The organism is Micromonospora sp. NPDC023888, assembly GCF_040639415.1.
Taxonomy (GTDB): domain Bacteria; phylum Actinomycetota; class Actinomycetes; order Mycobacteriales; family Micromonosporaceae; genus Micromonospora.
On the sequence record NZ_JBEZZW010000006.1, the window covers coordinates 236,037 to 244,576 of the forward strand.

At 70.5% G+C, this 8,540-nt stretch carries 9 protein-coding genes and 1 tRNA gene; 5 read left to right on the plus strand and 5 right to left on the minus strand.

Annotation, left to right across the window (positions count from 1 at the left end; translation table 11 throughout):
* Window positions 1-10: 10 nt before the first annotated feature.
* Together AB0F61_RS08010 and AB0F61_RS08015 are read right to left on the minus strand one after the other, a co-directional pair.
* Window positions 11-490 carry a PDGLE domain-containing protein gene (locus AB0F61_RS08010; RefSeq protein WP_357805002.1) on the minus strand — a complete coding sequence of 160 codons (480 nt, stop codon included), beginning with the start codon at window positions 488-490 and terminating at the stop codon, window positions 11-13.
* Window positions 487-1,203: an energy-coupling factor ABC transporter permease gene (locus tag AB0F61_RS08015; protein WP_357805005.1), complete on the minus strand. Its 717-nt coding sequence runs from the start codon at window positions 1,201-1,203 to the stop codon at window positions 487-489. Before AB0F61_RS08015 ends, AB0F61_RS08010 begins: the two co-directional genes overlap by 4 nt.
* Before the next feature lie 363 nt (window positions 1,204-1,566).
* Between AB0F61_RS08015 and bcp the strand changes: the two genes are divergently transcribed.
* The 3 genes from bcp (at window position 1,567) to AB0F61_RS08030 (ending at window position 2,830) form a co-directional block, all read left to right on the plus strand.
* Window positions 1,567-2,043 (plus strand): thioredoxin-dependent thiol peroxidase, encoded by a 477-nt coding sequence (bcp, locus tag AB0F61_RS08020; protein ID WP_357805008.1) that lies wholly within the window; start codon window positions 1,567-1,569, stop codon window positions 2,041-2,043.
* A gap of 88 nt (window positions 2,044-2,131) precedes the next feature.
* Window positions 2,132-2,214, plus strand: a tRNA-Leu gene (locus AB0F61_RS08025).
* A gap of 88 nt (window positions 2,215-2,302) precedes the next feature.
* Complete coding sequence (locus AB0F61_RS08030) at window positions 2,303-2,830, plus strand: GNAT family N-acetyltransferase (RefSeq protein WP_357805011.1); 528 nt, start codon at window positions 2,303-2,305, stop codon at window positions 2,828-2,830.
* A 4-nt stretch (window positions 2,831-2,834) separates the two neighbouring features.
* Here AB0F61_RS08030 and AB0F61_RS08035 read toward each other — a convergent pair whose 3' ends face one another.
* The 3 genes from AB0F61_RS08035 to AB0F61_RS08045 all read right to left on the minus strand — a co-directional run bounded on the left by AB0F61_RS08035 (window position 2,835) and on the right by AB0F61_RS08045 (window position 5,593).
* Complete coding sequence (locus AB0F61_RS08035) at window positions 2,835-3,821, minus strand: expansin EXLX1 family cellulose-binding protein (protein ID WP_357805013.1); 987 nt, start codon at window positions 3,819-3,821, stop codon at window positions 2,835-2,837.
* A gap of 115 nt (window positions 3,822-3,936) precedes the next feature.
* On the minus strand, window positions 3,937-4,755 hold the full coding sequence (locus AB0F61_RS08040; RefSeq protein ID WP_357805015.1) for an MOSC N-terminal beta barrel domain-containing protein: 819 nt from the start codon (window positions 4,753-4,755) through the stop codon (window positions 3,937-3,939).
* A gap of 4 nt (window positions 4,756-4,759) precedes the next feature.
* Entirely contained in the window at window positions 4,760-5,593 is an 834-nt protein-coding gene (locus AB0F61_RS08045; RefSeq protein ID WP_357805018.1) for a class I SAM-dependent methyltransferase, read from the minus strand.
* Window positions 5,594-5,711: 118 nt separating this feature from the next.
* On the opposite strand from AB0F61_RS08045, the gene AB0F61_RS08050 reads away from it, so the two are divergent.
* Together AB0F61_RS08050 and AB0F61_RS08055 are read left to right on the plus strand one after the other, a co-directional pair.
* Window positions 5,712-6,779: an LCP family protein gene (locus tag AB0F61_RS08050; protein WP_357805021.1), complete on the plus strand. Its 1,068-nt coding sequence runs from the start codon at window positions 5,712-5,714 to the stop codon at window positions 6,777-6,779.
* A gap of 173 nt (window positions 6,780-6,952) precedes the next feature.
* On the plus strand, window positions 6,953-8,428 hold the full coding sequence (locus AB0F61_RS08055) for a sugar transferase (RefSeq protein ID WP_357805023.1): 1,476 nt from the start codon (window positions 6,953-6,955) through the stop codon (window positions 8,426-8,428).
* Window positions 8,429-8,540: the final 112 nt, after the last annotated feature.

Consider the following 8,540-nt stretch of genomic DNA (forward strand, 5'->3'; position numbering starts at 1 on the left):
GTCCCTCTGCTCAGCTCGCCGCGTCGGCGCGGCTACGGACGTCGCCGGACGTCGCGGAGTCGCCCTCGGCGGGTGTCGTCGTGTCACCGTCGGTCGGCGTGGTGCCGCCGGTCGGCGTGGTGCCGCCGGTCGGCGTGGTGCCGGCGGTCGGCGTGGTGCCGCGGCGGCGCAGCAGCCAGAAACCGCCAGCGCCGATCGCGAAGGTGACGAGCACCCCGAGCACCCCGGACAGGCCGGTGGAGACGAAGCTGTTCGACACGCCGCGCACGCCGTAGTCGGCAAGCGGGCTGTCAGCGAACTCGTGGTCCCGGGCCTGCTGAGCCGGGCAGCTTCCGCCGACGATGTTGTCGTCGGCGTCGACCGTGCAGCCCTTGAGCAGGGACGAGTCCAGCCCGTCCGGGTGGGACGAGGCGTAGTTGCTCACCACCCCGGCGAGCAGGAGGGCGACAAGCAGGCCACCGGCCAGGAACACCCACGAGCGATTCTTCATCGGACACCTCCGGTGACCGGGACGGCGGGGGCGGCGGGGGCGCGCAGCGAACGCAGCGCGTACACCAGGTCGGGTCGCACCTTCGCGACGGTGAGCACGGTGGTCGCGGTGATCAGGCCCTCGCCGATGCCGATCAGCAGGTGCACGCCGGCCATCGTTCCGGCCAGACCGGTCAGGTTGTTCCCCAGGTCGGTGGTGCCGCCCAGCCAGTACTGCAGGACGAAGCCCTGCGACGCGACAACCACGCTGAGCGTCGCGGCGACGAACGCGGTCACGGCCAGACCGGCCCGCGTACGGGGCAGCACCCGCAGCAGCACCGCGATCAGCACGTACGCCGCGGCGGTGCCGAGCAGCGCCATGTTCGTGATGTTGAGGCCGAGCATCGCCACGCCGCCGTCACCGAAGATCAGCGCCTGCACCACCAGGACCACTGACACGCAGAGCGCGCCGACCCACGGGCCGACAAGCATGGCGGCGAGCGCGCCGCCGAGCAGGTGACCACTCACGCCGGCCGTGAAGATCGGGAAGTTGAGCATCTGGACGGCGAAGATGAACGCGGCCACCAGGCCCGCCATCGGGGCCAGCCGGTCGTCCAGGTCGCGCCGGCCGCGCAGGACGCAGACGGTGAGCGCGGCGAGCGCGAGCGCAGCGAAGATCGCCGCCACGGGACCGTCGATGATCCCGTTCGAGATGTGCATCGCACGTGTTTCCACGCGACCTCCCACACGTCAGTGGGCCCGACCGGGCCAGCCTGCGTCAGCCTATTTCCCAAGACTCGTTGTTGCCAGACTCTGGCAACAACGCGAGGTGTTGATCACCTTGCGGCCGGCCGAACTCCGCAGCGGCCCGTCGCCAGGTTGATCGACTCGCCTTCCCGGAATCCGGGGTGTCCGCCTGGTGATCGACTCGCCTTTCTTGACTCCGGGGCATCCGCTGCCCGCGGATGCCCCGGTTTTCCTGAAGACGAGTCGACCAACAGCCAGCGGGGGCCAACAGGCGCGCGCCGACAGCCAGCGGGGCCGACAGGCGCGCGTCGCCAGCGACGGCACCCGCCCGGCCGGCGGTATCGTCGGGCCATGACCACGCCCGACCGCCTCTCCCCCGGTGACCCCGCGCCCGAGTTCACCCTCACCACCGACACCGGCGACCAGCTCTCCCTCACCGACCTGCGCGGCCGCAAGGTGGTCCTGTACGCCTACCCGGCGGCGATGACCCCCGGCTGCACCAAGCAGGCCTGCGACTTCCGCGACTCGCTCGCCTCACTCCAGGCCGCCGGCTACGAGGTCGTCGGCATCTCTCCGGACAAGCCGGAGAAGCTGGCGAAGTTCCGCGAGCGCGACGCGATCACCTTCCCGCTGGTGTCCGACCCGGACCGGTCGGTGCTTGGCGCCTACGGCGCGTACGGCGAGAAGCAGCTGTACGGCAAGACCGTCACCGGCGTGATCCGCTCGACGTTCGTGATCGACGCCGATGGCAAGATCGAGCGAGCGCTCTACAACGTCAAGGCCACCGGACACGTCGCCAAGCTCCGCCGGGACCTCGGCCTGGACTGAGCCGGTAGCCAGGGCACGGTCTCGACCATTCTCCGGGGAGGCCGGGCTCAACACCGTCGAAGCCGGACGCTCTAGACTCAGTGCGTTGGCGGGAGTGGCGTAACGGCAGCCGCGATAGGTTTAGGTCCTATTGTCCGAAAGGGCGTAGGGGTTCGAATCCCCTCTCCCGCACAGGTCAACACGCGCCGCGTGCCGCGCGGATGTTGGGCGTGTCACTGTCGAGGGTCGCGGGCCTGGTCGGCGGGTCAGGATGGCGGGCGTGAGTCTGCGCTTCGTCCTCGACCCCGACCTGACCCCGCGACTGCGCGCCGAGATCGTCGCGCTCTGGGCGGACGTCAGCAACGCCGGTGGCGCGGTCGGCTTCGTCCCGCCGGTGACCGCCGCCGACGTGCACGTGCTCGCCGACCCGACCTTCGCCGGTATCGCCGACGGACCGGACCGCCTGCTCGTCGGATACTCCGGCGATCGGCTGGTGGCCCTGCTGGTCTTCGGTGACAACCGTTTCCCGCTCAAGGCGCACTGGTGTGTGTTGAAGCGGGTGATGGTCCACCCGGACGCCCAGGGCGCCGGTTACGGTTCGGCGCTGATGGTCGAGGCCGCCCGGTTGGGCAGGCTGTTCGGCCACGAGGCGCTGCACGTGACGGTCCGCGACGGGTTGGGGTTGGACAAGTTCTACGGCCGCCTCGGCTACCGGGAGATCGGCCGGCTGCCGGCCGCGTTGCGGGTGGCGCCCGGTGACGACCGCGACGAGATCCTGATGTGGCTCGATCTGACGCCTGTCGACTGAGCGGTCAGCCCGCGCACCAGCGGGCGTTCGCCGCGGCCGGCTGGGTGCTCGGCGTGCCGGTGGCCGGCGCGCTCGCCTTCGCCACCTCGACCGGGCGGCGGGCCGGTGTCGGCGTACCAGCGGTGGGTTGCCGGCCGGGTGGCCGGGCCGACGCGGACGGGCGCGGGGTGGCCGCGACGGCGCCACGCCCGTACATCCGGACCGCGCTGTTCTGCACCTGGCCGGGTGCCATCCGGATGCCGCTGACGGTGGCGCGGTTGCCGTACACGTCGCTGACCCGGATGGTGAACGGTCCGGCTCCGGCGCCGGAGGCGATCAGCCAGTAGTTGTAGTCCTGCCGGGCGGCCGAGCGCCACGGACCGCTGTCACCCTGCCGGACCTCGACGGACCGCAGCGGGTTGCCGTGGTTGCCGACCCGGACGGCGAACCAGAACTGCGACGCGCCCTCCTTGATCCGGAAGGTGAGCGGACCGGGTAGCGGTGGGTTGACGACCGCGCGGTAGGTGACCGGGACGAGGCCCTGGACCGGTTCGGCGATCCGGGCGAACGCCTCGCGGGACAGATCGAGATGTCCGGGGGCGCACTCCGGGCACTGGTCCATGATCAGCACACGGACGGTGCCCTTCGGGCCGGTCACGTCGAGGAATCCACCGCAGGCGGCAGCGGCGGAGTACTCGGCCGGGCCGAGTGCGACGTAGAGCTTGTTGGCCGGGGCGGCGGGGTTCGAGCAGTTGCCGCCGGCGCCGTTCGAGTCGTAGAAGGTGGCCTTGCCGCTGTGCGTGGCGGTGCCGGTGGGCGGCGCGGCGGCGAGGGTCCGGCCGGCGGCGCAGGCCGGGGCGGCGCCGGACCGCATGGTCAGGGTGAGCCCCAGTGCGGCCGCGACAACTGTGACGCCGGCGGCGACCAGCCAGGGCGTCGAGCGGGACGACGACGCGGGCCGCTGCTGGGGAGCATGGTCCAGGTCGATGTCCACAACGCTTACGTCCGTCACGACGGCGATGCTGCCGGAACGGGGCGTGGACGGACAAGCCGGCTAAGCCAAAGCTAAGACAGCATCGACGGACGGTGATCGGCGCGTTCCGCCTGCCGGTCGCGGTCGAACCTGGTCAGGGCGCGATGACGAGCGGGGCGCCCACCGCCAGGTGGCCGGTGTCGATCGGCACCAGGTGCAGTCCGAAGAGGAGCTTCTGCCGGACGTTGCGGTGCCGTCCGAGGGTGCGCAGCGGTTCCTTCGTGCGTACCCCGGTTTCCTGGTCGGTCGTCGTCACCACGCAGCGGTCGCACGGCCCGGCGGCGCGGAACCGCAGGTCACCGATGCGCAGCGACCGGCCGACCCAGTCGTCCTCGGCCCAGGCGGGTGCCCCGCCGACCACCAGGTTGGGCCGGAACCGGGTCATCGGCACCGGCGCCTCCCCCGCCTCGGCCAGCCAGTCGTTGAGGGCGTCGAGCGAGGCGGTGTTCGCCAGCAGCAGCGGGTAGGCGTCGGCGAAGCTGACCTGGTCACCGGTGTCGTGTTCGCGGTCCCCGGGGGCCAGGTGCCGGGTCGGCTGACCCAGCCAGACCAGCCGGACCGGTCGGCCGAGCAGCGCGCCGAGCCATTCGTCGGCCGCTCGACCGGCCGGCAGGGCCGGGACCGGGAGCTTGCGACTGCGGAAGGTCCGCACCGCTACCGGTTCGCCGCCGGCCGGCTCGGCCACGTCGAGGTCGGGCTGCCCGTCGGCGCGCAGCGACAGACCTCCGGAACGCACTCTGGCGCGCAGGCCGACCAGCCGGGTGGTCTCGCGCTGGGTGACGCCGACGCCGTCGGCGTCCACGACCATCCAACGCCGGTCGCCGGCCAGGCCCCACGGCTGCACGACAGCGCCGTCGTGGTCGAGCCGGTGACATCCCTTGACGGGGTACGTGTGGATCGAGCTCAGCCGCACCGGGTCACCATGCCACGCCGATGCCGTCGCCGGGGTACCAGTGGTTGGCGGGGCTCTCCCGGTAGGCGAGGAACCGCCGGCCGGTGCGCTCGGCGTGCTCGGCGAGCACGTTGGTGCTCGTGACGTTGTCGGTGAGCAGGATCGCGCCGGGTGCGAGCTTCGACTCGACGGCGTCGAACTCGCGCTTCTCGTGGGCGCGACTGTGGTCGCTGTCGTGCAGGAACAGGTCGACCGGGCGGTCCAGCGCGCCGATCGACGCGATCGAGTCACCGATCACCAGGTCGACGACGTCCGCCCAGGGTGCGGTCCGGGCGAGGTAGCCGGCCTCGGGGTTGAGGTCCAGCGAGGTGACCCGGCCGGGATGTCCCTCCTGCGCGTTGCGCAGCAGGGCGGCGGCCAGGACGACGGTGCCCAGTCCCTTGTCGACACCGGTCTCCACGATGTGCGCGGGTCGGGTGGCTCGGACGATGGCGTACCAGCCGATCCGGCGGGCGTAGCGGACCTGCCTGTCGGCGAGGCCACGGCGGGCGGCTCCGGCGGTGGCCTGTTCGATGTGTCGCCGCAACGCCTGGTCGGACTCGATCTCGTCGAGCCAGCCACGGACCTGCTGGACCGGTCGGTCGCAGACCACGCTGACGAACCAGGACAGGTGGTGGCGGCTGAGCGTGGTCAGCTCGTACGTGTAGTTGTGATGTTCGCGGGAGGTGACCAGCCACCGGGCCGAGATGCGCAGCACCCTGGCGTCGTGGCGGACCACCCGGGCGAGCCGCTTCGGAAAGGCGGCGACCGGGGCGAGTGGCGTGCGGGCGATGGCTCGGCGCAGGCGCGTGACGTCCACCGCTGCTTCATAGCAGGTTCACCGCAACGATCGTCGGAGAAGTTTCGGTCTCGATGCGGAACCGTATGGCCCGGACGGGGGTACATCCCTGTAACCGGGAATCAGTAGCATCGCGGCTATGCAGTATCGCCAAGAGTACGCGGAGCCCGAGACCCAGTTCATCGCGGCGCAGCAACCACCGGAGCCGACCAAGAAGGCGCGCCCGAGGCGTCCCCGGTGGCAAAAGGTCGCTTTGATCACTTTCGTGGTCCTGGCGTTGCTCGGCGGTGGCGGGATGATCGCCGGAGGTTTGTACTTCCGTTCGATCAACTCCGGCATCGAGCGCGTCGACGCCTTCGACGGTGTGCCGGAGGCCGACCGCCCGCAGGTGGGCGAGAACGCCAAGGGCGCCATGAACATCATGATCCTCGGCAGCGACTCGCGCGACCCGGACAGCGAGTCCGGCTCCCGCACCGACACGATCATCGTGGCCCACCTTCCGAAGGACCGGTCCAGCGCGCAGCTCATCTCGATCCCCCGCGACACCTGGGTCAGCGTGCCGAAGTCGTCGTCCGGCCGGGGCGGCAAGGACGCGAAGATCAACGCGTCGTTCGCGTGGGGCGGGGTTCCGCTGCTGGTGCAGACCGTGGAGAAGTTCACGGGCGTGCGGATCGACCACGTGACGATCGTCGACTTCAGCGGCTTCAAGGAGATCGTGGACGCGCTCGGCGGCATCACAGTGGATGTGGAGAAGGGCTTCACCACGCTGTACGCGCTCAACGGCAGCCGGACGTTCAACGCCGGACGGCAGAAGATGGACGGGGCGGCCGCGCTTGACTACGCGCGCGAACGGCACGCCTTCGCCGACGGCGACTTCGCCCGGATCAGGCACCAGCAGCAGGTCATCAAGGCGATCCTGGACAAGGCGGCGTCCGGCGGGACTCTCGCCAACCCGGCCAAGCTCAACTCCTTCGTCAAGGCGATGGCGGACGCGGTCGCCGTGGACAAGAAGTTGAACCTGATCGACCTCGCCTCCGAGATGCGCGACCTGCGGAGCGGCAACATGACGTTCCTTACCTGCCCGGTGAAGGGCACCGGCACGATGGGCACCGAGAGCGTGGTGCTCGCCGACAAGGAGAAGGCCGCGAAGGTCTTCGATGCGGTCCGCGACGACAACGTTCCGGGAATCCTCTCCGCCGCAAAGTAGGAGGAGGAACTGACTTGGCGGCTATGGTGGCACGACCCGGTCGATCGTAGAGTTCGGTCGCCCTTCTGGTCGGGATGCGTGACCAAGGGCTTTCACGGGGAGGTCCACTAGTGTCAGGCCATCCGGCGACCAGCCATTCGTCCACGCCGTCAGTCGGCGGGGACGACATTGACATGCCGGGCGACGGGGCCCGCCTCCCCGGAGGTGCCCCACCCGTCCCCCAGACCCGGGAACCGGGGGTACGGGCGCAGGCGAAGGTTGTGGTGCCCGGTCTGGGCACCACGGCCGTCCTGCCGTACGCGAGGTCCCGCACCTCGTCGCGGACCCGGTGGCTGCGGGCATGGATGATGAACGCGCCAGTCGACGCCGTCGCGCTTATCGCTCCGCTGGTGCTGACCCAGAGCTACTGGCGCGGGACGTTGGCCAACGCCGTCCTGACCGTGGCCCTCTTCGCGGCCGGCGGCCTCTACCGGCCGCGCCGCCACGTGAGCATCCTCGACGAGCTGCCGAGCCTCTGCGGGCGGCTGCTGGCCGCCGCCTCGGTGGTGGCCATCATCGCGGCCGAGCGCCACGCCTCGGTGGCGTACGTCGGCGGGTTCATGCGCGGCGTCGCACTGTCGGCGGGGCTCGTGATCATCGGGCGCGCGGCCAGCAGGTCGTTCACCGTTCTTTCCCGTAAGCGTCGGTGGGCGGAGCACAACGCGCTCGTCGTCGGCGGCGGGCCGATCGGCCTCGAGATCGCCCGGTTGCTGCGCCGCTACCCTCAGTACGGTCTGCGGTTCGTCGGCTGCGTCGACGCTCCGTCACGCCAGGACAACGCGGCGCTGCCGCTGAGCGGGACGATGACGGACCTCGAACACCTCGTCCGGCTGACGGAGTGCGAGGTCCTGATCATCGCCGATCCGGACTGCGACGAGACGACGCTCATGGAAACGCTGTTGCAGCCCCGCAGCTCGCGCTGTGATCTCTGGGCCGTGCCGCGCCTGTGGGGCTCGCGCTCCCACAGCGGTTACCCCGACCACATCGGCGCGTTCCCGATCGTCAAGATCGGTGACATCACGCTCACCGGCCCGCGGTGGGCCATCAAGCGGGCATCCGACATGCTGTTCGCCGGGGTCGCGCTCCTGCTGTTGAGCCCCGTGCTGCTGCTCTGCGCCCTCGCCACGTTCATCGACGGTGGCCGTGGGATCTTCTTCTACCAGGAGCGGATCGGCCGGTACGGCAAGCCGTTCAAGGTCATCAAGTTCCGGTCGATGCGTCCCGTGAACGAGCAGGAGTCCCAGACCAACTGGTCCATCGCGCACGACAACCGGGTCGGCCCCATCGGCCGGTTCATGCGCCGGACGTCGCTCGACGAGTTGCCCCAGTTGTGGAACATCCTGCGCGGCGACATGAGCGTGGTCGGGCCGCGGCCGGAGCGGCCGTACTTCGTGGAGAAGTTCTCGGCCGAATACCCGAACTACGCGGCACGGCACCGCGTCCCCGTCGGGCTCACCGGGCTTGCCCAGGTCAGCGGCCTGCGGGGCGACACCCCGATCTCCGACCGGGCCCGCTTCGACAACTACTACATCGAGAACTGGTCGCTGTGGTTGGACGTCAAGGTGGTGCTCCGCACCGTCTCGGAGGTCTTCCGCGCCGGCGGTCGCTGACCAGACGCAGAAACGCCGCGGGTGGTGGCGCCGACGATGCGAACCTCGTCGGCGGGCCTGGCGAACGCCGAGCGGGTGCTGGACGCCGTGTGGGACTACTGCGTCCAGGTGG